The sequence below is a fragment of the Oceanicaulis sp. UBA2681 genome, from assembly GCF_002354675.1.
GTDB classification, from domain to species: Bacteria; Pseudomonadota; Alphaproteobacteria; order Caulobacterales; family Maricaulaceae; genus Oceanicaulis; species Oceanicaulis alexandrii.
Genome location: NZ_DEMB01000014.1, coordinates 39,328 through 61,373 on the forward strand (window position 1 = coordinate 39,328; position 22,046 = coordinate 61,373).

The 22,046-nt window shown below is 64.4% G+C and carries 23 protein-coding genes, 1 tRNA gene and 1 pseudogene; 15 read left to right on the top strand and 10 right to left on the bottom strand.

Translation table 11 applies throughout. From position 1 onward, the window contains the following. Nucleotides 1–31: 31 nt before the first annotated feature. Nucleotides 32–121, bottom strand: a tRNA-Ser gene (locus tag B3M53_RS10795). A 293-nt stretch (nt 122–414) separates the two neighbouring features. Between B3M53_RS10795 and B3M53_RS10800 the strand changes: the two genes are divergently transcribed. The 13 genes from B3M53_RS10800 (at nt 415) to B3M53_RS10860 (ending at nt 11,284) form a co-directional block, all read left to right on the top strand. Beyond that, a complete protein-coding gene (locus tag B3M53_RS10800) occupies nt 415–1,050 on the top strand; it encodes a 50S ribosomal protein L21 (protein ID WP_022700613.1) in 636 nt (211 codons plus the stop codon). Nucleotides 1,051–1,085: 35 nt separating this feature from the next. Continuing rightward, on the top strand, nt 1,086–1,355 hold the full coding sequence (rpmA, locus tag B3M53_RS10805) for a 50S ribosomal protein L27 (protein WP_022700614.1): 270 nt from the start codon (nt 1,086–1,088) through the stop codon (nt 1,353–1,355). Between the two features lie 144 nt (nt 1,356–1,499). Continuing rightward, on the top strand, nt 1,500–2,087 hold the full coding sequence (locus tag B3M53_RS10810; protein ID WP_233345996.1) for a GNAT family N-acetyltransferase: 588 nt from the start codon (nt 1,500–1,502) through the stop codon (nt 2,085–2,087). A 33-nt stretch (nt 2,088–2,120) separates the two neighbouring features. After that, entirely contained in the window at nt 2,121–3,182 is a 1,062-nt protein-coding gene (gene obgE, locus B3M53_RS10815; protein ID WP_022700616.1) for a GTPase ObgE, read from the top strand. A gap of 14 nt (nt 3,183–3,196) precedes the next feature. Next, nucleotides 3,197–4,324 carry a glutamate 5-kinase gene (proB, locus tag B3M53_RS10820; protein ID WP_273020247.1) on the top strand — a complete coding sequence of 376 codons (1,128 nt, stop codon included), beginning with the start codon at nt 3,197–3,199 and terminating at the stop codon, nt 4,322–4,324. Beyond that, nucleotides 4,321–4,923: a nicotinate-nucleotide adenylyltransferase gene (locus tag B3M53_RS10825; protein ID WP_273020248.1), complete on the top strand. Its 603-nt coding sequence runs from the start codon at nt 4,321–4,323 to the stop codon at nt 4,921–4,923. Before proB ends, B3M53_RS10825 begins: the two co-directional genes overlap by 4 nt. Before the next feature lie 25 nt (nt 4,924–4,948). Continuing rightward, nucleotides 4,949–5,950, top strand: a complete 1,002-nt coding sequence (gene egtD / locus B3M53_RS10830) for an L-histidine N(alpha)-methyltransferase (RefSeq protein WP_273020249.1) — start codon at nt 4,949–4,951, stop codon at nt 5,948–5,950. Nucleotides 5,951–5,995: 45 nt separating this feature from the next. Further along, nucleotides 5,996–6,385 (top strand): ribosome silencing factor, encoded by a 390-nt coding sequence (rsfS, locus tag B3M53_RS10835; RefSeq protein ID WP_022700620.1) that lies wholly within the window; start codon nt 5,996–5,998, stop codon nt 6,383–6,385. Between the two features lie 24 nt (nt 6,386–6,409). After that, entirely contained in the window at nt 6,410–6,883 is a 474-nt protein-coding gene (gene rlmH / locus B3M53_RS10840) for a 23S rRNA (pseudouridine(1915)-N(3))-methyltransferase RlmH (protein WP_273020250.1), read from the top strand. Further along, nucleotides 6,883–8,139 (top strand): murein hydrolase activator EnvC family protein, encoded by a 1,257-nt coding sequence (locus tag B3M53_RS10845; RefSeq protein WP_273020251.1) that lies wholly within the window; start codon nt 6,883–6,885, stop codon nt 8,137–8,139. The genes rlmH and B3M53_RS10845 overlap by 1 nt, the downstream gene beginning before the upstream one ends. 33 nt (nt 8,140–8,172) lie before the next feature. Beyond that, complete coding sequence (locus B3M53_RS10850) at nt 8,173–9,495, top strand: S41 family peptidase (RefSeq protein WP_160092746.1); 1,323 nt, start codon at nt 8,173–8,175, stop codon at nt 9,493–9,495. Between the two features lie 104 nt (nt 9,496–9,599). Further along, the gene (locus tag B3M53_RS10855; protein ID WP_273020252.1) at nt 9,600–10,799 is read left to right on the top strand and encodes a divergent polysaccharide deacetylase family protein; all 1,200 of its coding nucleotides are present in this window, start codon (nt 9,600–9,602) and stop codon (nt 10,797–10,799) included. Continuing rightward, the gene (locus B3M53_RS10860) at nt 10,799–11,284 is read left to right on the top strand and encodes an RNA pyrophosphohydrolase (protein ID WP_414690718.1); all 486 of its coding nucleotides are present in this window, start codon (nt 10,799–10,801) and stop codon (nt 11,282–11,284) included. Before B3M53_RS10855 ends, B3M53_RS10860 begins: the two co-directional genes overlap by 1 nt. On the opposite strand, the gene B3M53_RS10865 is transcribed toward B3M53_RS10860, so the two are convergent. From B3M53_RS10865 to B3M53_RS10895, 7 genes are all read right to left on the bottom strand, one after another. After that, nucleotides 11,281–11,742 carry a hypothetical protein gene (locus tag B3M53_RS10865; protein ID WP_273020254.1) on the bottom strand — a complete coding sequence of 154 codons (462 nt, stop codon included), beginning with the start codon at nt 11,740–11,742 and terminating at the stop codon, nt 11,281–11,283. The genes B3M53_RS10860 and B3M53_RS10865 overlap by 4 nt on opposite strands. 81 nt (nt 11,743–11,823) lie before the next feature. Next, on the bottom strand, nt 11,824–12,225 hold the full coding sequence (locus tag B3M53_RS10870) for a F0F1 ATP synthase subunit epsilon (protein WP_273020255.1): 402 nt from the start codon (nt 12,223–12,225) through the stop codon (nt 11,824–11,826). A gap of 83 nt (nt 12,226–12,308) precedes the next feature. After that, nucleotides 12,309–13,748: a F0F1 ATP synthase subunit beta gene (gene atpD / locus B3M53_RS10875; RefSeq protein WP_022700628.1), complete on the bottom strand. Its 1,440-nt coding sequence runs from the start codon at nt 13,746–13,748 to the stop codon at nt 12,309–12,311. Between the two features lie 69 nt (nt 13,749–13,817). Next, nucleotides 13,818–14,702, bottom strand: a complete 885-nt coding sequence (locus B3M53_RS10880) for a F0F1 ATP synthase subunit gamma (RefSeq protein WP_273020256.1) — start codon at nt 14,700–14,702, stop codon at nt 13,818–13,820. Between the two features lie 88 nt (nt 14,703–14,790). Next, the gene (gene atpA / locus B3M53_RS10885; protein ID WP_160092749.1) at nt 14,791–16,320 is read right to left on the bottom strand and encodes a F0F1 ATP synthase subunit alpha; all 1,530 of its coding nucleotides are present in this window, start codon (nt 16,318–16,320) and stop codon (nt 14,791–14,793) included. Nucleotides 16,321–16,323: 3 nt separating this feature from the next. Next, nucleotides 16,324–16,860, bottom strand: coding sequence for a F0F1 ATP synthase subunit delta (locus tag B3M53_RS10890; RefSeq protein ID WP_286800404.1), 537 nt, complete (start codon nt 16,858–16,860; stop codon nt 16,324–16,326). A 221-nt stretch (nt 16,861–17,081) separates the two neighbouring features. Then, nucleotides 17,082–19,262 (bottom strand): primosomal protein N', encoded by a 2,181-nt coding sequence (locus B3M53_RS10895; protein ID WP_273020258.1) that lies wholly within the window; start codon nt 19,260–19,262, stop codon nt 17,082–17,084. A 124-nt stretch (nt 19,263–19,386) separates the two neighbouring features. On the opposite strand from B3M53_RS10895, the gene B3M53_RS10900 reads away from it, so the two are divergent. Together B3M53_RS10900 and B3M53_RS10905 are read left to right on the top strand one after the other, a co-directional pair. After that, the gene (locus tag B3M53_RS10900) at nt 19,387–20,055 is read left to right on the top strand and encodes a DUF484 family protein (RefSeq protein ID WP_022700633.1); all 669 of its coding nucleotides are present in this window, start codon (nt 19,387–19,389) and stop codon (nt 20,053–20,055) included. After that, nucleotides 20,040–20,987, top strand: a complete 948-nt coding sequence (locus B3M53_RS10905; RefSeq protein ID WP_022700634.1) for a tyrosine recombinase XerC — start codon at nt 20,040–20,042, stop codon at nt 20,985–20,987. Before B3M53_RS10900 ends, B3M53_RS10905 begins: the two co-directional genes overlap by 16 nt. Here B3M53_RS10905 and B3M53_RS10910 read toward each other — a convergent pair. Together B3M53_RS10910 and B3M53_RS10915 are read right to left on the bottom strand one after the other, a co-directional pair. Next, on the bottom strand, nt 20,984–21,619 hold the full coding sequence (locus B3M53_RS10910) for a GNAT family N-acetyltransferase (RefSeq protein ID WP_273020259.1): 636 nt from the start codon (nt 21,617–21,619) through the stop codon (nt 20,984–20,986). The two genes, B3M53_RS10905 and B3M53_RS10910, sit on opposite strands and share 4 nt — an antisense overlap. A 46-nt stretch (nt 21,620–21,665) precedes the next feature. Then, a pseudogene (locus tag B3M53_RS10915) lies at nt 21,666–22,046 on the bottom strand (dihydrolipoyl dehydrogenase); the annotation flags it as partial.

The following is a 22,046-nucleotide window of genomic DNA, read 5'->3' on the forward strand; positions in this document are numbered from 1 at the left end:
GCGACTTATAACTTTTTCGCCACAAGGAAACTGGCGGAGAGAGAGGGATTCGAACCCTCGGAACGCTTGCGCGCTCAACGGTTTTCGAGACCGCCCCGTTCAACCACTCCGGCACCTCTCCGAACTCAGGGATGCGCGGTGTCGCAAAGGCTGGGGGTAAAATCAAGTCTCTTGGGCGCCGGGACCTGAACCCGAAGAGCGCCTGCATGCAGTTTCAGACCCGGCGCAGCGCCTTGCTGCGTTGACTCACGCGCCCTCTTTTGTCTATATCGCGCGCTCTGCTCCCGCACGGACCTGTCCGATGCGGGGCTTTGCTTGTGAAACAACGCTGGCTCGCACCAAGAACCGGCGAAGAAAAAGGGCTCCGGTCTCGCGGCTTTCGCGGATACGGCTCCGAAACAAAGGAACACGATCATGTATGCAGTGATCAAGACCGGCGGTAAGCAATACCGCGTCTCCGAAGGCGACATCCTGCGCGTCGAGAAACTCAGCGCGGAAACCGGCGATGTCGTCGCGTTTGACGAAGTGCTGATGATTGGCGGCGAAGGCGATTCCCTGGTCGGCGCGCCGGCCGTGGACGGCGCCTCGGTGACCGCGAACGTGCTGGACATCCGCAAGGACAAGAAGATCAAGGTCTTCAAGAAGCGCCGCCGTCAGAACTATCGCCGCACCAAGGGCCACCGCCAGTGGATCGCGGTCATCTCGGTTGCAGAGATCCTGAAGCCGGGCACGAAATCCAAGCTGGACGCCAAGCCGGCCAAAGTGGCGGCTGACGAAGCGCCCGCTCCGGCCAAGAAAGCGGCTCCGAAAGCTGAGAAAGCTGCGCCGAAAGCCAAGGCTGCGGCCGCCGCTTCCGACGACCTGACCCAGCTGACCGGTGTGGGTCCGGCCTACGCCACCAAGCTGAACGAAGCCGGCGTGACCAGCTTCGCCCAGATCGCAGCCTGGACCGACGCCGAGATCGAGCGCCTTGATGGCGAGATCTCTGGTCTGAAGACCAAAGCAGAAAAAGGCGACTGGGTCGCTGAAGCCAAAGGATTCGCTGGCTAAGCCACGCGACAACAGAACCTGAGAAGGAGAGCACCATGGCTCACAAAAAGGCAGGCGGTTCGTCACGTAACGGTCGCGACAGTGAAGGCCGGCGCCTCGGCGTCAAGAAATCCGGCGGCCAAGCCGTGATTCCGGGCAACATCATCATCCGCCAGCGCGGCACCAAGTATTATCCGGGCGAGAATGTCGGCATGGGCAAGGATCACACCCTGTTCGCGCTGACCGAAGGTCGTGTGACCTTCCAGAAGAAAAAACTCAACCGGACCTTCGTGTCCGTTGCTCCGCTCGCGGACGCAGCTGAATAGGGCGACACCGACCTCGTGATCGCCCATCCCGATGAGGGGCGATCCGGGCCGGACGGCCAAGTTTCAAGGGGAGACGGATCGCCGTCTCCCCTTTTTACGTTTGACGTCTCTCCCCGCCCAGCATTCGCGCCCGAGGAGGCCGATATGAGAGACATGCAGCCAGACCCTGAAGAGACGCCCGAGCATGAAGCGGGCGCAGTGAACACACCGGCGGCCTTTGCGGACATCCGCACCGAGCGCCTTGTTCTGCGTCCGCTCAAGATCGAAGACGCCGCCTGGGTCGGCCCCGAAAGCGCCCACCCAGACGTGTGCCGCATGACGAGCCGCATCCCGGCGCAGAACCCGCCTCTGTTCGCGGAGGCGTTCATTCTGATCCTGCGCGCGCGTGAACAGGTCATGGGCGACCTTGTGCGCGCTATCTGCGAAGCTGAAACCGGCAGCGCGGTGGGCGTGATCGGCCTGAACCAGCATGATGCGGGTTGGGAGTTGGGTTATTGGCTGATGCCCGCCGCCTGGGGGCAGGGCTATGCGACGGAAGCGGCGCAGGGAATGTGCGACTGGGCGACCCGACACGCGCTGACGCCGGTCACCGCCGGACACTTTGACGACAATCCGGCGTCGGGCCGGGTGCTGGAAAAAATCGGCTTCGCCTATACCGGCGAGACCTTCGACGCCTTCTCTTTCGGCCGCATGGCCACGGGCCGTGTCCGCCAGATGGAAATGGCGGGCTAGCAGAGCCCTCAAGACAAAGATAAAAAGCAAGCCATGAAGTTCCTTGATCAAGCCAAAGTGTATGTGAAGTCCGGCTGGGGCGGCCCGGGATGCGTGTCATTCCGCCGTGAAGCCTATGTCGAGTTCGGCGGCCCTGACGGCGGCGATGGCGGCGATGGCGGCGATGTATGGGTGGAGGCCGTGGAAGGGCTGAACACCCTGATCGACTATCGCTACCAGCAGCACTTCAAGGCCGAGCGCGGCCTTAACGGCGCCGGGCGCAACCGCACGGGCCGGGGCGGCGAAGACGTCGTTCTGCGCGTGCCGGTGGGCACCCAGGTGTTTGACGAGGACAAGGAGACGCTGCTCGCGGACATGACCGTGCCCGGCCAGCGCGCGCTCCTGGCCAAGGGCGGCATTGGCGGCAAGGGCAACGCCCACTTCAAATCAAGCCGCAACCAGGCCCCGCGCATCTCCCAACCCGGCGAACCGGGCGAGGAGCGCGCCATCTGGCTGCGCCTGAAGCTGATCGCGGACGCCGGCCTTGTGGGTCTGCCCAATGCGGGCAAATCCACGCTTCTGTCGGTGGCCAGCAAGGCCCACCCCAAGATCGCGTCCTATCCCTTCACTACCCTTCACCCCAATCTGGGCGTGGTGGAGATGGGGACGGGCAACCGCTTTGTGCTGGCTGATATCCCCGGCCTGATCGAAGGCGCCCATGAAGGCGCCGGCATTGGCGACCGCTTCCTGGGCCATATCGAGCGTTGCGCGCTGCTGGTGCATCTGATCGACGCCACCGGCGAAGATCCGATCGGCGCTTATGACACCGTGCGGCACGAGCTGGACGCCTATGGCGCCGGCATCACCGACAAGCGCGAGATCGTGGTGCTCAACAAGCTCGACGCCGCTGATGCCGACACCGTCGCCGAGCTGGACGCCGCCTTCAAGGAGAAGATCGGCGTGACGCCTTACCACCTGTCCGGCGCCACGCGGGAAGGCCTCAAAGAGGTGCTCAAAGCCATCTGGGACGCTGTCCACGCCCGTCGTGAGGAAGAAAAACGCCTCAAGGACGAAGCGGAGCGCGAAGCCCGCGGCGAAAGCGGCTGGACGCCTTGAGCCTGAGCGCGCGCATGGCGGCGGCCCGGCGGGTCGTCATCAAGGTGGGGTCGGCCCAACTGATCGACCCCGCCAGCCTTGCGCCGCGTGAAGACCGGTTTGACGCGCTGGCCGACGACATCGCCCGCCTGCGCCAGGCGGGTCAGGATGTGGTTCTGGTCAGCTCGGCGGCCGTGGCGCTGGGCCGCCCGCGCCTGGGTCTGAAACCGGGCCAGACCCTGACTTTGGAAGAAAAGCAGGCCGCCGCCGCCGCAGGGCAGGCCTTGCTGATCCAGCATTGGGACCGGGCGTTCGCGCGGCACGGCTTTCCGGCCGCACAAGCCCTGGTCTCGCCTGCCGACATTGAATCGCGCCCGCGCTGGCTGAACGCCCGCAACACGCTTGAAACCTTGCTCAAGCTGGGCGCGGTTCCCGTGATCAATGAGAACGACACCGTCGCCACCGAAGAACTCCGCTTTGGCGATAATGACCGGCTCGCCGCACGGACGGCCCAGCTGGTGGGCGCGCAGCTTTTGATCATCCTGTCGGATGTGGACGGGCTGTATGACCGCGATCCACGAGAGCCCAACGCCGCACACATCCCGGAAATCACGGCTATTACACCCGCCATAGAAGCCTTGGCGGGCCCTGCGCGCAGCGAGGGCGCCGGCACGGGGGGCATGACCAGCAAGATCGCCGCCGCCCGAATCGCCAACGCCGCAGGCTGCGACATGATCATCTGCCGAGGCGATCATTCCTACCCGGTTCAGGCAATTGCGAACGGAGCCCGCGCCAGCTGGTTTCACGCCCATGGCAATCCTGAGAGTGCGCGTCGCGCCTGGATTCTGGGCAGTCTGGCGTGCGAGGGCGCCTTGGTGCTGGATGACGGCGCGGCCGCCGCCATCGCCAAGGGCCGCAGCCTTCTGCCCGCCGGCGTCGTGGACGTGCAGGGCCGGTTTGAACGCGGCGCGGCGGTGCGCCTGGTCACACAGTCTGGACAGCGCCTTGGCGTCGGCGTGATTGGCTATGACGATCATGAAGCACGCCAGATCGCCGGCCGTCAGTCTGAAGACATCATCACCATTCTGGGCTATCGCCGCGGCGCGGCTCTGGTCCATGCGACGGACCTTGTCCCTGACCCTGCAGATGGATCTCCATCGTGAGCCGGGCGCTAAAATCCGAACTGCTGCATGACGGCATGCGCGTCGGGATTTACGGCGGCAGCTTTGATCCCGTTCACAGGGCGCACCGCCATGTGGCGCGCACCGCGCTCAAACGGCTCGACCTTGATCGCGTCTGGTGGATGGTCAGCCCCGGCAATCCCTTGAAGACCCATGCGCCCGCCAGCCTCGAAACACGCGTCACCGCTGTCGAGCAAGCCATGCCCGAGCCCCGACACGTCATATCGACGCTTGAGGCGCGACTGCACACCCGCACCACGATCGACCTGATCACGCAGTTACAAGCGCGGCATCCACGGGTGCATTTCGTCTGGATCATGGGCGCGGACGGGCTCAGGGACTTTCATCACTGGAAAGACTGGAAGGCCATAGCGCGTCGTATTCCCATCTGCGTGGTCGCCCGCCCGGGCGATGCGATCCGGGCGCGTCTCTCCCCCGCAGCGCGGTTTCTGGCGCCCGCCCGCAAGCATGACAATCAGGCGAAAACTCTGGTCCTAGGTAATGCTCCGGGGTGGACATACTTAACGGAGCCATTACATCCTGAGGCTTCACGCGTCATGCGTGCAAAAGCTTCATCCTGACCCGCAGCCGCCACGCCTAGAGACCATGTCGAACGAGACCCTAGTCGAGGCTGGCGCCTTGGCGTTTTTCAAAGACTTGCAGCCTTCCGCCTCTGATTTTCGCGCGGATGTGCTCGCCGGTCTGCGCAAGCCCCAGAAGGCGATTTCGCCAAAATACTTCTATGACGCAGCGGGATCGGCGATCTTTGACCGGATCACGCAAGCGCCTGAATACTATCCCACCCGCACCGAGCTGGCCTTGCTGGAGCGGATCGGCCCGGAGCTGAACGCGCTCGCCGGTTCCGGCGCAGTGGTTCTGGAGCCCGGCGCAGGATCGAGCGTCAAGATCCGTCAGCTGCTGGATGCGCTCGACCGTCCGACGGGCTTCGTCGGCATGGACATATCAGGCGACCATGTCAAAGCCGCCTGCGCCGATATCGCCTCTGACCATCCCGACCTCACGGTCGGCGCCGTCTGTCATGACTTCACCCAGACGCTGGACCTGAGCGCGCTGAGCATCCCCGAGGGGCGGCGGATTGTCTTCTTCCCCGGCTCCACGATCGGCAATTTCGAGCTGATTGACGCGCTCCAGCTGCTCAAGACCCTGCGCGACTGGCTAAGGCCCGGCGACGCCCTGCTGATCGGCGTGGATCTGCGCAAGGACCCGGCTGTTCTCGAAGCCGCCTATGACGATGCCGGCGGCGCCACCGCGGATTTCAATTTCAATCTGATCCAGCGCATCAATACCGAGCTGGACGGCGATATAGACCCGTCTGCGCTGGCTTATCGCGCCTTCTGGAATCCGTACCGCTCGCGGGTGGAGATGTATCTTCAGGCTCTGCGAGACTTGCACTTCACTGTGGCCGGAGAGGCTTTCGTGCTGCGTGAACACGAGACCATCCACACGGAAAACTCTCATAAATTCACTGTTGAGACCTTCCAGGACCTTGCGGTCAAAGCCGGCCTTGTCCCCGCTCATGTGTGGACCGAAAACGGCGCCTGCGCCTTCTCCATTCACTGGCTCGAACGTAGCGGCGAAACGTGCTAGAGTGCGGGTTGGTCAATTAAGGGAGCAAGGACTCTGTCCACCGAATTGCACAGCCGCCCCCATGGCGACGCTGACAGCGACTCTGGCGAACTCGCCCAGAGCACGCAGGATCTTGAAGCGCTGGTGTTGAACGCGCTGGATGATGACAAGGCTGAAGATGTCGTCGCCATCGATCTCACGGGCAAATCCTCCGTCACTGATGTGATGGTCATCGCCACGGGCCGGTCCAACCGCCATGTGGGCGCGATGGCCGACCATCTGGTCCGCAAACTCAAGGATTCCGGCCATGGCAATGTCGCCATTGAGGGCCTGAAGACGTGCGACTGGGTGTTGATCGACGCAGGCGACGTCATCGTTCACCTGTTCCGCCCCGAAGTACGCAGCTTCTACGATCTGGAAAAGATGTGGTCTGTCTCGCCAGACGGGGCGTCTTAATCTCTCCCAATCTGAGAGCGTCCCATGCGCGTTGAGATTCGTGCGATCGGCCGGATCAAGGCCGGGCCAGAGCGCGAGCTTATGGACCAGTATCTGGACCGCGCCAACGGCGTGGGACGATCCGTCAGTCTGGGTCCGGTCTGTGAGCGCGAGCTTGATCCGCGAACGCTCAAGGACAAGGCGGCGGAAACCCAGGCGCTGATCGCGGACCTGCCCGCCAGCGCGCTGATCTTCGCCCTGGATGAAACCGGCAAACCGATGAGCTCGCTCGATTTCGCGCGCGTGGTGGAAACTGCGCGCGACGATGGCGCGCGCGATCTGGTCTTCCTGATCGGCGGGGCGGACGGCCATGACCGTCCGGCCCTGCCGCAAGGCGCCCGCATGCTCAGCTTCGGCAAAGCCACCTGGCCGCACAAGCTGGTCCGGGTGATGCTGGCGGAACAGATCTATCGCGCCGCCTCCGTCCTGGCGGGCGCGCCCTATCATCGGGAAGGGTGATGGCCTCCTCCCTGCTCTTTCTGGCCCTGAGCCTCGCCCTGCAGGCGCAGACCGCGCCTGAACCGGGCGAGGTGGACACGCTTGAGCAAGAAGCGGCCGAGCTGCGCGAGCAGGCCCAGGCTCGCGCTGAAGAGGCTGAAGCGGCGCAGATCGCCATCGCACGCCTGCAGCAACGCCTTGTGGAAGCCGCCGGCCGGGTTGAAACCCGCGAGGCCGAGGTGGAGGCTGCAACCGAGCGCCTTCGTGCGCTGGAACGCGAAGAAGCGGACCTGCTGGCCCGTCTGCGGGCCGAGCGGGCCGATCTGGCGCGTGTGCTGGCCGCGCTTCAGCGCATCGAGATGTCAGATCCCCCCGCTCTCGCCGTGACGCCGGACGACGCCGCGTCGGCGGCCCGCGCCGCGGGTCTGCTGGCGCAGATCGCTCCACAGCTTGAAGCGCGCGTTCTGGCGGTGCGCGAGCGGCTGGCGGAGCTCGAAGCCCTGCGCCTGCTCTTGCAAGATCAAACCCGCGCACTGATCCAGGCGCGTGAAGCGCTCGGGGTCACGCGCGAGGAAGTCACCGCCCTGATCGAGGAACGCCGAGCTGCGGAAGCCGCCCTGCGCGCCCAGGCTGACGACTTGTCTCAACGGGCCGCAAGGATTGCGGAGCAGGCAGGCTCCTTGCGTGAGCTGCTCGCCGACATTCGTCGTTTCGCCGCCGCCGACCCCAGACTGGCCCCGCGCCCCGAGCCCCGTCCCGAACCGTCGCCCGGCATACCTGTGCCGCGTCTCAGACCGGAACAGACGCCGGCCCTCGCCATGGCCCCTCTGGTGGACGCGCGCCCTGTCTCCGGTCCGCTGGAGACCTTGCGTTTCAGCGATACTCGGGGCCGGTTGAGCCCGCCGGTTCGAGGCGAGTTGACCGTCAGCGCCGGGGATCGCGGCCCGGACGGCGTGCGCCGCGAGGGCGTCTGGTTTGAGACCGCACAACGCGCGCAAGTGACCGCACTTTTTGACGGCGTGGTGGTCTATGCCGGGCCATTTCAGGGGTTTGACGGTGTTTTGATGATCAACACGCCCGATGGCTACACCCTTATTTTAGGCGGTTTGGGTCTTATTTACGCCGTAGAGGGACAGTCTTTATTGGCGGGTGAGCCTGTCGGCGCCATGTCAGACCGTGCAAATCCGCCGCCAATGCTCTATCTGGAGATAAGACGCAGCACTGACGAAGCTGCTGACCCTGAGGATTGGCTTCGGCCCGAATTTCGCAGAGGCTAACACCTCGACCGCCGCGCTCTAAGGAAGACCACCATGCGTCTGCACATTATTGCTTCAGCTGTTCTGTTCGGCATCGGCGCCGCCACCCTGGCCGTGTCCGCCGAAGGCGAAGACACCAACAGCCGCGAAGCCACCTTCCGGCAGCTGGAATTGTTTGGCGATGTGCTGAGCCGGATCGAAGCCGATTATGTGACCGAGCCTGACAAGGCCGAACTGATCGAGAGCGCGATTGACGGCATGATGCAGGCGCTCGACCCGCATTCGAGCTATCTGTCTCCCGACGACTTTCAGGACATGCAGGTCACCACGAGCGGCGAATATGGCGGCGTCGGCATCGAGGTCACCATTCGCGACGACCTGATCACCATCATCTCTCCCATCGCCGAGACGCCGGGCGAACGCGCCGGCCTTGAGCCCAACGATCAGATCATCGCCGTGGACGGCGAGAGCATGATCGGCGCGAGCATGGATGACGCGGTCGAGCGCATGCGCGGCCTGGCCGGTGATCCGGTTGTGCTGACCATCCTGCGCGAAGGCGAAGAAGACCCGTTTGACGTGACGGTCGTGCGCGACCTGATCGAGGTCCGCGCCGCTTACTGGCGGATGGAAGAGGGCGACACGCCCTATCTGCGCATCACCACGTTTAACGAGAACACGACCGCCAACGCCATCACCGGCCTCAACGATTTGACCGAAGCCTATGGCGGTCCGCTGCCGGGCCTGATCCTGGATCTGCGCTCCAATCCGGGCGGCCTGCTGGATCAGTCGGTGACGGTGTCCTCGCTGTTTCTCGATGGCGGCGAAGTGGTCTCCACCCGTGGCCGCGATCCACGCGACACGCGCCGCTACAACGCCGAGCTGGGCGACATGCTCAACGGCGCGCCGATCGTTGTGCTGATCAATTCAGGCTCCGCCTCGGCCTCTGAAATCGTCACCGGCGCGCTGCAGGACCGTGAGCGCGCGACAATCGTCGGCATGACCAGCTTCGGCAAAGGCTCGATGCAGACTGTGGTGCCTCTGCGTGGCGGCCGTGACGGCGCCCTGCGCCTGACCACCGCGCGCTACTACACGCCGGCGGGTCGCACCATTCAGGCGACCGGCATTGCGCCCGACATCGCCATCGCGCCGCGCCGTGTGGAGCAGGAAGAGGTGGAGGGTGTGAACACCTACGCTGAAGCCAGTCTTCGCAACGCACTGGAAAACGAGACCGGCGCCGAGCGTGAAGAGCTGGAAAACGAGCTGTCTCACACCGAAATGCCGCCCGAAGACTGGGAAGCCGGCGAAGATTACCAGCTGTATCGCGCCATCGAGATCCTGAACGCCATGATGAGCCGCGATCAGGCCCAGCTGCAATAATCAACGCAGCCTCAGAGCGGCTTCGTTAACGCTTCTTTACCGCAACCTCACGCAGGGTCGGGGCGAATCGCCCCGTACCGGCGTTGAGCAAGCGGCACGCGCATATGGCCCGACTGCAATCTGATCGCTTTCCTCTCAAAGCCCCGCTCCTGGCGGGGCTCGGGGTTGCGGCTGCGCTGATCGCAGGCGTCGCCGCCCTGACCTGGCTGGCCGGCGGCCCCGCCCCGACCGTCAGCGCCAGCACCGACATCAACGGACAACCTGCTGTTCTGGCGTCTGCCGAAATTGAAGGCGGGCATGGGGATGGTCCTGTCCCCTTCAGCAACGCCCAGACTGAAGACGTCAGCCTGCCAGGCGTGCGAGACACCGCGGACGCCCTGAGCACGCAAGAGTCCGCCAACGCGTCCCGCCCTGCCGAGCCCGTTGCGCCCCCGGCTCCGCTTGAAGGTTTCTATGAGAACGGCCCAGGCGGTCCCCTGCCGGTCATCAGCGCCAGCGGCGTTCGCCCAGATCAGGCCTACGCCATGGATTTTGACGGCGCAGCAGACATTCCCACGGTCTCGATCATCGTGGGCGGGCTGGGCCTGTCTGAAAACCTGACCGCGCGCGCTATCGAGGAGCTGCCCGCCGAGGTGACGCTCAGCTTCGCGCCCTATGCCGACAATCTTCAAACCTGGATCAATCGCGCCCGCGCCGATGGTCATGAAGTGTTGCTCGAACTGCCCATGGAGCCGTTCGACTATCCCAATAACGATCCCGGCCCCCACACGCTGTTGGTGGAGGCGAGCCCCACAGAGAATTCCCGCCGCCTGACCTGGCTCTTGTCTCGCACGGCGGGTTATGTGGGTGTCGCCAATTATCTCGGCGCGCGTCTCGGGGCCGCAGAAGGGCCTCTGACAGAGGTCTTCACAGCGCTGGAAGACCGAGGCCTCAGCATTTTCCATGACGGCGCAGGACGCCGCGCCATCCTGAACCAGGCGGGCCAGCTAGCTCGAGCGCGTCTGACCCTTGCGGACCGGGTGGTGGACTCAGACCCGACCCCGCGCGCCATAGACGGACGCCTTCTGGAGCTTGAAGCGCTCGCCCTGCAAAACGGGACCGCCCTTGGGTCAGGCTTCGCCTATCCCGCCACAGTGGACACGGTGGCGGCCTGGGCCGAGGGGCTTGAAGGCCGCGGCTATCAGCTGGCGCCGGCGAGCTTCCTGATGCAGATCCGCAATCCGGTCGAGGCCAGCAGCCCGGCTCCCACCGAAGCCCACGGCGCGGCGACCGATCATGCAGACCCGCACGGGGACACGCACTGATCATGAGCGCCGCTTATCCCGAGCACCGCCCCAATGTGGGCCTCGTCCTGTTCAATGCTGAGGGCAAGGTCTGGCTGGGCAAGCGCTATGGCGCAGACGAGCCCTGGTGCTGGCAGTTTCCCCAAGGCGGCATGGATGAAGGCGAGACGCCTGAAGAAGCGGGCTTGCGCGAGCTCTATGAAGAGACCGGCGTCACCACCGACCTCATAGAGCCGCTGGGCGGCATCGATGACTGGCTCACCTATGACTTCCCGCCCGAGGTTCTGGCGCAGCGCAAAAAGAACCGCTGGCGGGGTCAGAAACAGCGCTGGTTCGCCTATCGCTATCTGGGAACGGACGCCGAGTTTGATCTTACGGCCGTGCCGCCGCAGGAGTTCTCCGAGTTTCGCTGGGTTTCGCTCGAAACCACGCCTCAGCTGATCATACCCTGGAAACGGGACGTCTATGAGCGTGTGGCGGACGCGTTCGCCGCATTCAGCGCCTAGCGCTCCGCCGCCAGCTCCACGACACGCACGGAATTCCCGCGCCGGAACAGCCCGAAGGAGACGTTGACGGTGTTGTGGACCACAGTGCGGCCCTCGGCCCGCAAGCGCGCCTCTGCCTCTCGCACCACGCGCAGATTGTCGTTCCAGGCGCCCATGACGCAGACCGTCTCGCCATCACGCCGGCCCGTCCAGAGAGACAGGCCCTCTGCGTGAGGTAGGACCAAGGCTTGTTCGGACACCGTGATGTCCCGCTCGTCTACTGGGAAATCAAAGTCCGCCAGCGTCACGCCGATCTCTTCAGCGGCGCCCTCAAGACCCTGAGGTCCCAACGCGGTCTCACACAACGCGATCATCTGGTTGGCCAATGCCTTCGGGGCTGCATCCTGGGTCGCCCAGGCCGGCGCGCTGAACGCAGTGAGCGCCAGTGCGGCGAAAGACAGGCAAGCAGAACGCGTCATCATCAGTCCTCAAAAAGAAAAAACCCTGCGCACAGTGTGCACAGGGTTCCCCAAAGCCTATAATGACTTAGGCTTCACTCTTTAGTGAGACAGCTCGCTCAGCAACGCCTGGAACTTCTCGATGCGGGCTTCAGCCTCGTGACGCTCTTCGTCATTGCGTGCCTGGCCCAGATCTTCCCGCGCTTCGGTCAGCGATTTGGAGACCGCGTCCGCATCCACATCCGCCAGATCAATCGCTTCTTCAGCCAGAATGGTCAGGCCGTTCGCGGTGACTTCCGCAAAACCGCCGCGGATGAAGGTGCGAGTGACGTCAGACCCGGAATGAACCGCGATCGCGCCGGTGCGGATGGTCGACATGAAGGGCGCGTGGTTCGCCAGCACGCCAAAGTCGCCTTCGGTTCCCGGAACCACGACCATGTCCACCTCGCCCGCGAACACGCGGCGTTCAGGGGACACCAGGTCAAAGTGCAGCTTGTCAGCCATGGGCCGATCCTTGCGTCAAATACGCTCGCCCGAAAGCGAGCTGGTCGCTGGCGCATCCACAAGGACGCGCCAGCTGAACAGTCTTACGCGGCGTCAGCGGCCAGTTTCTCGGCCTTTTTGACGGCGTCTTCGATGGTGCCGACCATGTAGAAGGCCGGTTCCGGCAGGTGATCGTAATCGCCGTCGCACAGGCCTTTGAAGCCTTTGACGGTGTCTTCGATCGGCACCTGGATGCCCGGGGAGCCGGTGAAGACTTCAGCCACGTCGAACGGCTGGGACAGGAAGCGCTCGATCTTACGCGCGCGCGCCACGACCAGCTTGTCCTCTTCAGACAGCTCGTCCATGCCCAGGATGGCGATGATGTCTTGCAGAGCCTTGTAGCGCTGCAGGATTTCCTGCACGCGACGGGCGGTCTGATAGTGCTCTTCGCCGACGATGCGCGGCTCGAGGATCCGCGAGGTGGAGTCCAGCGGGTCCACAGCCGGGTAGATGCCCTTTTCGGCGATCGAGCGGTTCAGAACCGTGGTCGCGTCCAGGTGGGCGAAGGTGGTGGCCGGAGCCGGGTCAGTCAGGTCATCGGCCGGCACGTACACAGCCTGCACCGAGGTGATGGACCCCTTCTTGGTGGAGGTGATGCGTTCCTGCAGCGCGCCCATGTCGGTGGACAGGGTCGGCTGATAGCCCACGGCGGACGGGATGCGGCCCAGCAGCGCGGACACTTCAGCGCCGGCCTGGGTGAAGCGGAAGATGTTGTCCACGAAGAACAGCACGTCCTTGCCTTCCTCATCGCGGAAATATTCCGCCTGAGCGAGGCCGGACAGCGCCACGCGCGCACGTGCGCCCGGCGGTTCGTTCATCTGGCCGAAGACCAGCGCGCAACGCGAGCCTTCTGCAGAGCCGTTGTTTTCCTTCGGATCCACGTTCACGCCGGATTCGATCATCTCGTAATACAGATCGTTGCCTTCGCGGGTCCGCTCGCCGACGCCGGCGAACACGGAATAGCCGCCGAACAGCTTGGCGATGTTGTTGATCAGTTCCTGGATCAGCACCGTCTTGCCGACGCCTGCGCCGCCGAACAGGCCGATCTTGCCGCCCTTGGCGTAGGGGCACAGCAGGTCGACGACCTTGATGCCGGTCGGCAGGATTTCAGCCTCGGTGGACTGCTCTTCAAACGCCGGAGCCGAACGGTGGATCGGCGCCATCATGGCGGCGTCCACAGCGCCGGCTTCGTCGATCGGCTCACCGGTGACGCTCATGATGCGGCCCAGCGTGCCCGGACCGACCGGGACCATGATCGGGGAGCCGGTGTCGGTGACTTCCGAACCGCGCTTCAGACCCTCGGTGGCGTCCATGGCGATCGTACGCACCACGTTCTCGCCCAGATGGGCCGCCACTTCCAGAACCAGCTTCTGGTCACCATTTTTGGTTTCCAGAGCGTTCAGGATTTCCGGAAGACCGCCTTCGAACTCTACGTCCACGACGGCGCCGGTCACCTGCGCGATACGGCCTTTGAGCTTGCTCATCGTCTCAGCCTCTTTTCCAAACCTTGCAAGGCGCCGCGCCCGGTCGCCTGTCGTTTAAACCGTGGTGCGCTACACCGCCTCGGCGCCGGAGATGATCTCGATCAACTCCTTGGTGATTTTCGCCTGGCGGGAGCGGTTGTATTGCAGATTAAGCTTGTCGATCAGCTCGCCGGCGTTGCGGGTCGCAGAATCCATGGCCGCCATCTTGGCGCCCATTTCACCCGCGGCGTTTTCCAGCAGCGCCGAGAGAATGACCGTGTCCACATAACGCGGCAGCAGAACCTCGAGGATGCTCTCCTCGTCGGGCTCATAGCTGTAGATCGCGCCTTTGAGATCAGGACGTTCAACAGTGTCGTCAATGGCGTCGCGCGCCGGGATCAGGACCTGAGCGCGGGGCTTCTGGCTGATCACGGAGACGAATTCCGAGCTGATGACTTCACAGACATCAAACTCGCCCGCCTCGAACAGGCTGCGGATCTTGTCGCCGACCATCGCCGCCGTGGACCCGTCGATCTTCTTCACATCCTTGAGTTCGATGCGATCAACGATCTTGTCGGCGTGCAGGCGCTTGAGGGCTTCATAGCCCTTCTTGCCGACGGTCAGAACCTTGACCGTCTTGCCTGCGCTGATCAGCGCCGAAATGCGCTCACGCGCCAGGCGCGCAATATTGGTGTTGAAGCCGCCGCACAGGCCGCGGTCCGCCGAGGCGACGACGAGCAGATGGACATCGTCCTTGCCCGTGCCGACCAGCAGACGCGGCGCGTCCGGGCCTTCCATGGCCGATGACAGATTGGCCATCACCGCCGCCATACGCTCGGCGTACGGACGTGCAGCTTCCGCCGCCTCCTGCGCCTTGCGCAGCTTGGCCGCGGCGACCATTTGCATCGCCTTGGTGATCTTCTTGGTCGATTCGACCGAGTTGATCCGGTTTTTCAGCTCTTTAAGGCTGGCCATTATTCGTCCTCAGCCCAAACGCGTGGTCCTGTCAGATTAAACCTTCCAGGACGTGGGACAGGTTGGGCGCGCCGAAGCGCGCCCGCCCTTATGCGAAGTTCGCCGTGAAAGTCTGCAGCGTCGCTTTCAGCGCCGCTTCGGACTCGTCAGACAGCTTTTTGGTGTCGCGGATCGCCGCCAGAAGATCGGCTTTCTCTGCGTGCAGGTGACGCAGCAGCTCTTCTTCATAACGACCGATCGCGGACACTTCGATCTTGTCCAGATAACCGCGGGTGCCGGCGTACATGACGCAGGCCTGCTCTTCCATGGACAGCGGGCTGAACTGAGGCTGCTTGAGCAGCTCGGTCAGGCGCGCGCCGCGGGCGAGCAGTTGCTGGGTGGCCGCGTCCAGGTCGGAACCGAACTGGGCGAAGGCCGCCATTTCGCGATACTGAGCGAGTTCGCCCTTGATCTTGCCGGCCGCGACCTTGGTGGCCTTGGTCTGAGCGGCGGAGCCCACGCGGGACACCGACAGACCCACGTTCACAGCCGGGCGGATGCCCTGGTAGAACAGGTCGGTTTCCAGGAAGATCTGACCGTCGGTGATCGAGATCACGTTGGTCGGAATGTAGGCGGACACGTCATTGGCCTGGGTTTCGATGATCGGCAGAGCCGTCAGCGAGCCGGAGCCATGGTTTTCGTTGAGCTTCGCCGCGCGCTCCAGCAGACGGGAGTGCAGGTAGAACACGTCGCCCGGATACGCTTCGCGGCCCGGCGGGCGGCGCAGCAGCAGCGACATCTGGCGGTACGCTACAGCCTGCTTGGACAGGTCATCATAGATGATCAGGCCGTGCATGCCGTTATCGCGGAAATATTCGCCCATGGCGCAGCCGGTGAACGGCGCCAGGAACTGCATCGGCGCCGGGTCGGACGCGGTCGCGGCCACCACGATGGAGTATTCCATCGCGCCGTTTTCCTCGAGCGTCTTGACAACCTGGGCCACGGTGGAGCGCTTCTGGCCGACCACGACATAGACGCAGTACAGCTTCTGGCTCTCGTCATCACCCTGGTTCAGTTGTTTCTGGTTCAGGATGGTGTCGATGGCGATGGCGGTCTTGCCGGTCTGGCGGTCGCCGATGATCAGTTCGCGCTGGCCGCGGCCGACCGGGATCATCGAGTCGATCGCCTTGATGCCGGTGGCCATCGGTTCGTGAACCGATTTACGCGGCAGGATGCCCGGCGCTTTCACGTCGACGATGCGGCGCTCGGCGGCGTCGATCGGGCCCTTGCCGTCAATCGGCTCGCCCAGCGCGTTCACGACGCGGCCCAGAAGGCCTTTGCCGACCGGGGTGTCCACGATGGAGCCCAGACGCTTGACGGTGTCGCCTTCCTTGATGCCCCGGTCGTCGCCGAAGATCACGCAGCCGACATTATCGCGCTCGAGGTTCAGGGCCATGCCCTTCACGCCGCCCGGGAACTCCACGAGTTCGCCGGCTTGCACTTCGTCAAGACCGTAAACACGAGCGATGCCGTCGCCCACGCTCAGCACCTGACCAACGTCGGAAACGTCAGCCTCTGCGCCGAAGTTCTTGATCTGCTCTTTCAGGATCGCGGAGATTTCCGCCGCCCGGATATCCATGGCCTACGCCTCTTTCATCGTGTTGCGCAGCCCCTCCAGCTTTGTACGGAGGGAGGAGTCAAACATGCGCGAACCGACCTTCACGATCAGTCCGCCCAGGATGTCGGGCCGCACGTCTGTGCGAATGTCCACATCCTGGCCCAATGCGGTTTTTAAGGCCGCGGTCAGTTCTTTCAGCTGCGTTGCGGTCAGCTCATCAGCGGTGGTGACTTCAGCCGAAGTCGCCCCGCGTTTACGCGCCGCAAGCACCTTGAAGGCGCGCAGCATGTCTTTGATATCGCCCGCACGGCCATTACCGGCCGTGACGGCGATGAATTTCTTGGTCAGGTCCTGGGCACCCAGCTTTTCAGCCAGAGCAGAGAGCACAGCTGCTTTTTCAGCCGCGCCGTACAGCGGGCTGTTCAGGGCGTCGCGAAGATCAGCCGACTCCGACAGCACCGCGCCAAGCGCGTCCACATCGGTCTCGACAGCTTCTTGCACGCCCGCCTCTTCGGCCAGGTCGAACAAGGCGCGCGCATAGCGCTCGCCAGCCTCGCTCATGATCGCATTATCGACGGTGGTCACCGTTCTGCGCCGCTTTCTTCTCGTGATGTGCGTCCAGACCCCACCAGTGCGGCATTGCCCAAACGCTTGAAGGAACTTGGCTTCTTGTCAGACACACGAGAGTTAACGCCACGCATGTCTCACAGCCCGGCGCCGAACTAGCACAGGGGTGCGCGCCCGGCAACACCGGTTCATGACTCGAGGCGCCCATAAACGCGTTAAAGAAACGAATAGGGCTCGATATCGAGCACGACTCTGACCGCAGACGGCGGCTTTATACGGCCCATCCAGGCGCGCATGAAGGCGGAGACGTCCACATTCCGCGGCGCCTGCACCAGAAACCGCCGCCGCCAGCGCCCGCGCACCACGCCCAGGGGCGCTTCGGCGGGGCCGAACACCTGCACCCCGTCAGACACCGGCGCGGCGCGGGCGATCAACTGGCAAGCTTCATCAAGCTGCACCGGGTCGGGACCAGACACGATCAGCGCCGCGAGGCGGCCAAAGGGCGGCAGGCCCAGCATTTCGCGCATCATGCGTTCGGCGGCGAGGAAACCGTCCCGGTCGCCATTCGCCAGCGCCTGCAGCGCTTCGTGTTCAGGGTTCCAGGTCTGCAGGATCGCCCGGCCCGGTCGGTCTGCCCGTCCGGCGCGCCCCGCCGCCTGCACCAAGGTCTGATAGGTGCGTTCACCGGCGCGCAAATCCCCGCCCGCCAGCCCCAGATCAGCGTCCACCACGCCCACCAGCGTCAGATGGGGGAAGTTATGACCTTTTGCGGCGATCTGGGTGCCGACCAGAATGTCGATCTCACCATCTTCCATGCGCTGGACGATGGAGCGCACATCATCGCCGTTCTGGGCGGTGTCGGAGGAAAACACCTCCACCCGCGCTTCGGGGAATCGCTGACGCGCTTCTTCGGCCACGCGCTCGACGCCCGGCCCCACGCCGATCAGCGAATCAGGCTCACCGCATTCCGGGCAGGCCTTGGGCTTGGGCATGGAAAAGCCGGTGACATGGCAGACCAGCCGCCCGGTATAGCGGTGCTCCACCAGCCAGCGATCCGCTTCCGGGCTTTTCATCTTGTGCCCACAGGCCTTGCACAGAACCAGCGGGGCGAAGCCGCGACGGTTGAGGTAGAGCATGGCCTGCTCACCACGCGCGAGCGTCTCAGCCACGGCTTTGTGCAGCGGCGGCGACAGCCATTCGCCCTTCTCGGGCGGATTTTCACGCAGGTCCAGAAGCTCGATATCGGGCAGCACCGCACCGCCGGCCCGGCTGGGCAGCACCACATGCACATACCGCCCGGCCTCGGCGTTCACGAGGCTTTCAAGCGAGGGCGTGGCGCTGGCGAGCACGCAGACCGCGCCCTGCAGCTTGGCGCGCGCCACCGCCAGATCGCGGGCGTTATAGGTGAGGTTTTCATCCTGCTTATAGGTCGGATCGTGTTCTTCATCGACGATCACGCCGCGCAGATTGGTGAACGGCAGGAAGATTGAGGAGCGCGCTCCGGCGACGATCTTTGCGCGGCCAGACGCCACTTCACGCCAGGTGCGGCGGCGCTCCTTGTCCGCAAGCCCTGAGTGCCAGAGCGCAGGCTCCACCCCGAATCGGTCCTTGAAGCGCTTGGTCACCGCCTGGGTCAGTGCGATCTCGGGCAGCAGCACCAGAATTTGCGCCTCGGGCTCACGCCGCATCAGCTCGGCGATGGCCTCGAAATACACCTCGGTCTTGCCCGAGCCGGTCACGCCATCGAGCAGCGCCGCCTGAAATCCGCCCGCCGCCACCAGACGGCGCAAGATCGAAGCCGCCTCAGCCTGAACCGGATTAAGTTCGATGCCCTCCTTATACGGATCGGGCGCCTCAAACGGCGGATCAACCGGCGCTTCTTCGGCGCGTAAGGCGCCCGCTTCGGCGAGGCCTTTCACCACGGAGGCGGACACGCCCGCGCGTCGACCCAGCTCCGCGGCGCTGGCGGGGCCTTGCTGCACAGCGTCCAGAACGGCGCGGCGAGCCGGGGTCAGCCGAATGAGGGTCTGGCCGGTGGAATGATAGAGCGTTTCAGTGGGTGAGGGTTTGAGCGCGCCCGGGCTTCTGAGCACCGCGCGCAAAACGACGCCGGGCGGCTCCACCAGATAGCGCGCCGCCCAGTCGATGAACTCACGCATGGAGGCGCTGAGAGGCGGACCGCCGCGCAGATCATCGAGAGGTTTCAGCGTGCGCTTGCCGTCATCAGGGCCTACATCCCACACCACGCCCGGCGCACTGCGCTTGCCCAGCGGCGCCAGCACATGATCGCCGGGTTTCACGCGCACGCCTTCGGGCACCGCATAGTCAAACGGTTCAGGCAAAGGCATCGGAAACAGGACCGAGGCGCGTTGCGGGGATGGGGCGGCGTCGCTCACCGGCAGGCTGATCCTCACAAGGTTTGATTCTGGCCCAGTCTAACAAAGCGCAGGCCGAACGCCTCAGGGTTAACGCATTCACAAGCCTGCTCTGGCACTGAAGACGGGTCAGCATGGAGATCGAATGATGAGCGCCCTGGACACGCTGGATCTGGAAACCCTGCGCACCGCCTTGCGGGCGCGTCCGGAAGTGATCACCGGGGATCCTGAGCTGATGGCCGCGATTCGCGCCGCAGACTCAGGCGACAGTGTTGTCGATCTGGGCCAGCGCCGTCAGAAAAAGCTGGAAAAGGATTTGCGCAAGGCGCGCGCCACCAGCGACGCTTTGATCGCGCTCGCCAAGGCCAATATGGCCGCCCAGGCCCAGACCCACGCCGCTGTTCTGGCGATTCTGGAGGCCGAAGACCTCAGCGCGCTTGATCACAAGCTCGCGGGCCGCGTCGCCGGCGCCTTGAGCGTGGACGCTGTCAGAGTGTTTCTCGAAGGTCATTCCCCGCTGAAAGACGCAGACGCGATTCTGGGCTGCTCGCCCGAGCTGGCGGACGGGCTGCTGGGCGATGACAGCGAACGCCTGGGCCTTGTGAACGGGCGGTTCGCCGATGCGCTCTACGGCCCGCTCGGCCCGAACATGCGCTCTGAAGCCATCGCCCGCATCGAAATCGGCGGCCATCCGGGCGTCTTGTGCCTGGCCAGTCGGGATGCACGGGCTTTCACGGCGGATCAGGGCGCAGACCTCATCCATTTCCTCGCCCGGGCGCTTGAACGCCGGATCGCGCCATGGCTGCGCAGCTAGGCGAACCGAATCTGGGCGCGGACGCCGCCCTCACCGCCTTTTTATCCCATCTTGAGGGCGAGCGGCGACTGAGTCCGCGCACGGTCGAGGCTTATAACCGCGACCTGACAGGCCTGTTTGAGTTTCTGACCGGGCATCTGGGCGGGGCTTTGACCCTGAAGGCGCTCTCACAGCTTACCAGCGCCGACTGGCGCGCCTGGCTGGCGGATCGGCGGCGGGACGGGGTCGGTCCGCGCACCCTGCAACGCGGCCTGTCCGCGGCACGCACCTTTTACGGTTATGGCCGTCGCCGCTGGGGGCTGGACAATCCTGCGCTCGGTCTTGTGGAGTCGCCCAAGGCGCCCCGGCGCCAGCCGCGCCCGGTCAGCGAAAGCGCGGCGAAATCCCTGCTGAAGGAAGCCCGGCTCGGCGCGACTGAAGACTGGATCGGTCAGCGTGACGCCGCCGTTCTTAGCCTGCTGTATGGGTGCGGACTGCGCATCTCGGAAGCGCTGGCCCTGACAGGCCGGGACCACCCCTTGCCCGATGTGCTGCGCGTGACGGGCAAGGGCGGCAAAAGCCGGATCGTCCCGGTTCTGCCCGCGGTGCGTCAGGCGGTGGGCGCGTATGTGGACGCCTGTCCCCACCAGATCGAGCGCGATGAGCCCCTGTTTCGGGCCAGCCGCGGCGGCGCCTTGCAGCCGCGCGCCATGCAGGCCGCGATGCAGACGCTGAGATCCCGGTTGGGATTGCCCGCCAGCGCCACGCCGCACGCCCTGCGGCACGCCTTCGCAACCCATCTTCTGGCGCATGGCGGCGATCTGCGGGCGATCCAGGATCTTCTCGGCCACGCCTCGCTGAGCACGACCCAGGTCTATGCCGACATCGAATCAAGCCGGCTCATGACGATCCACGCCGCCACCCACCCCAGAGCCCGCAAGCGCAGCGGCTAGTCGCGCTTGCGCTCAAACAGGCACAGGGTTTCGCCGCTCTCGTCGGTCAATTTCCTAACTAAGGTGAAGCCTGTTTTCTCAAGCACCCGGATCGAAGCGGTCAGGTGCGGCAGGGTCTGGGCGCGCACACAGCTGACGTCGGGATGGTCGAACGCCCAGCCCACAAGGCCTTCCACCGCTTCGGTGGCGAGGCCCTGCTCGCGGAAGCTGGGCTGCATCGCATAGCCGATTTCAACGCAGCCCTGTTCATCAGGCGGGCCGTGGAACCCGCCCACGCCCACCGCACGGTCGAGGCCGTCCGGCGTCCAGCCCATCAGAAAGACCCAGCCGCGCCAGCCGGCTTCTTCCGGGGTGCGATTGAGAATCTCGAGTTTGTCCGCCAGCTTGGGCTCATCATCAGCGATCGGCGGCCAGGCGGGTTCGCGCTGCGCGCCCAGAGCGGCGAAAAAGCCGTCCTTATCGGTCACCTGCAGGCGGGCCAATTCCGCATCAATCGCCACCAGCCGCAAGCGTGGGCCGCGGATTTCCAGCGTTGAACTGGACTGCTGTTGAGTCGAAATCGTCACCGGCAAACCTCCCGAGACCTGTTCGGGCGCGTTATGGCGCACCGCCCCGCAAATGTCGTCAGACATTTTCGTGACATAGTCCCAAACGCACCCGAAGACAGTCTGGGACGGCTTACATCTGCATGGTCCAGCCCTCGACCCCCATGGCCGCCTGACGCACGGCTTCGGACAGGGTCGGGTGGGCGTGGCAGGTGCGCGCGATGTCTTCGGACGCCGCCCGGAATTCCATGGCCACAGTCAGTTCTGCGATCAACTCGCCGGCGTTCGGGCCGACGATATGCGCGCCGAGGATTTCATCGGTCTCGGCGTCCGCCAGGATTTTCACGAAGCCGTCGGTCGTGTGGTTGGTGCGGCCGCGCGAGTTCGCCATGAACGGGAAGGCGCCGGACTTGTATTTGCGGCCCGCTTCCTTGAGCTGTTCCTCGGTCTGACCGACCGAAGCGATTTCGGGATAAGTGTACACCACATTGGGGATGGCGTCATAATTGACGTG

Excerpts from the sequence above, each read along its gene's own strand:
- B3M53_RS10800 (WP_022700613.1), top strand. The coding sequence starts at position 415 with ATGTATGCAGTGATCAAGACCGGCGGTAAGCAATACCGCGTCTCCGAA.
- rpmA (WP_022700614.1), top strand. The coding sequence starts at position 1,086 with ATGGCTCACAAAAAGGCAGGCGGTTCGTCACGTAACGGTCGCGACAGT.
- B3M53_RS10810 (WP_233345996.1), top strand. The coding sequence starts at position 1,500 with ATGAGAGACATGCAGCCAGACCCTGAAGAGACGCCCGAGCATGAAGCG.
- obgE (WP_022700616.1), top strand. The coding sequence starts at position 2,121 with ATGAAGTTCCTTGATCAAGCCAAAGTGTATGTGAAGTCCGGCTGGGGC.
- proB (WP_273020247.1), top strand. The coding sequence starts at position 3,197 with ATGGCGGCGGCCCGGCGGGTCGTCATCAAGGTGGGGTCGGCCCAACTG.
- egtD (WP_273020249.1), top strand. The coding sequence starts at position 4,949 with ATGTCGAACGAGACCCTAGTCGAGGCTGGCGCCTTGGCGTTTTTCAAA.
- rlmH (WP_273020250.1), top strand. The coding sequence starts at position 6,410 with ATGCGCGTTGAGATTCGTGCGATCGGCCGGATCAAGGCCGGGCCAGAG.
- B3M53_RS10845 (WP_273020251.1), top strand. The coding sequence starts at position 6,883 with ATGGCCTCCTCCCTGCTCTTTCTGGCCCTGAGCCTCGCCCTGCAGGCG.
- B3M53_RS10850 (WP_160092746.1), top strand. The coding sequence starts at position 8,173 with ATGCGTCTGCACATTATTGCTTCAGCTGTTCTGTTCGGCATCGGCGCC.
- B3M53_RS10855 (WP_273020252.1), top strand. The coding sequence starts at position 9,600 with ATGGCCCGACTGCAATCTGATCGCTTTCCTCTCAAAGCCCCGCTCCTG.
- B3M53_RS10865 (WP_273020254.1), bottom strand. The coding sequence starts at position 11,742 with ATGACGCGTTCTGCTTGCCTGTCTTTCGCCGCACTGGCGCTCACTGCG.
- B3M53_RS10870 (WP_273020255.1), bottom strand. The coding sequence starts at position 12,225 with ATGGCTGACAAGCTGCACTTTGACCTGGTGTCCCCTGAACGCCGCGTG.
- atpD (WP_022700628.1), bottom strand. The coding sequence starts at position 13,748 with ATGAGCAAGCTCAAAGGCCGTATCGCGCAGGTGACCGGCGCCGTCGTG.
- B3M53_RS10880 (WP_273020256.1), bottom strand. The coding sequence starts at position 14,702 with ATGGCCAGCCTTAAAGAGCTGAAAAACCGGATCAACTCGGTCGAATCG.
- atpA (WP_160092749.1), bottom strand. The coding sequence starts at position 16,320 with ATGGATATCCGGGCGGCGGAAATCTCCGCGATCCTGAAAGAGCAGATC.
- B3M53_RS10890 (WP_286800404.1), bottom strand. The coding sequence starts at position 16,860 with ATGAGCGAGGCTGGCGAGCGCTATGCGCGCGCCTTGTTCGACCTGGCC.
- B3M53_RS10900 (WP_022700633.1), top strand. The coding sequence starts at position 19,387 with ATGATGAGCGCCCTGGACACGCTGGATCTGGAAACCCTGCGCACCGCC.
- B3M53_RS10905 (WP_022700634.1), top strand. The coding sequence starts at position 20,040 with ATGGCTGCGCAGCTAGGCGAACCGAATCTGGGCGCGGACGCCGCCCTC.
- B3M53_RS10910 (WP_273020259.1), bottom strand. The coding sequence starts at position 21,619 with ATGTCTGACGACATTTGCGGGGCGGTGCGCCATAACGCGCCCGAACAG.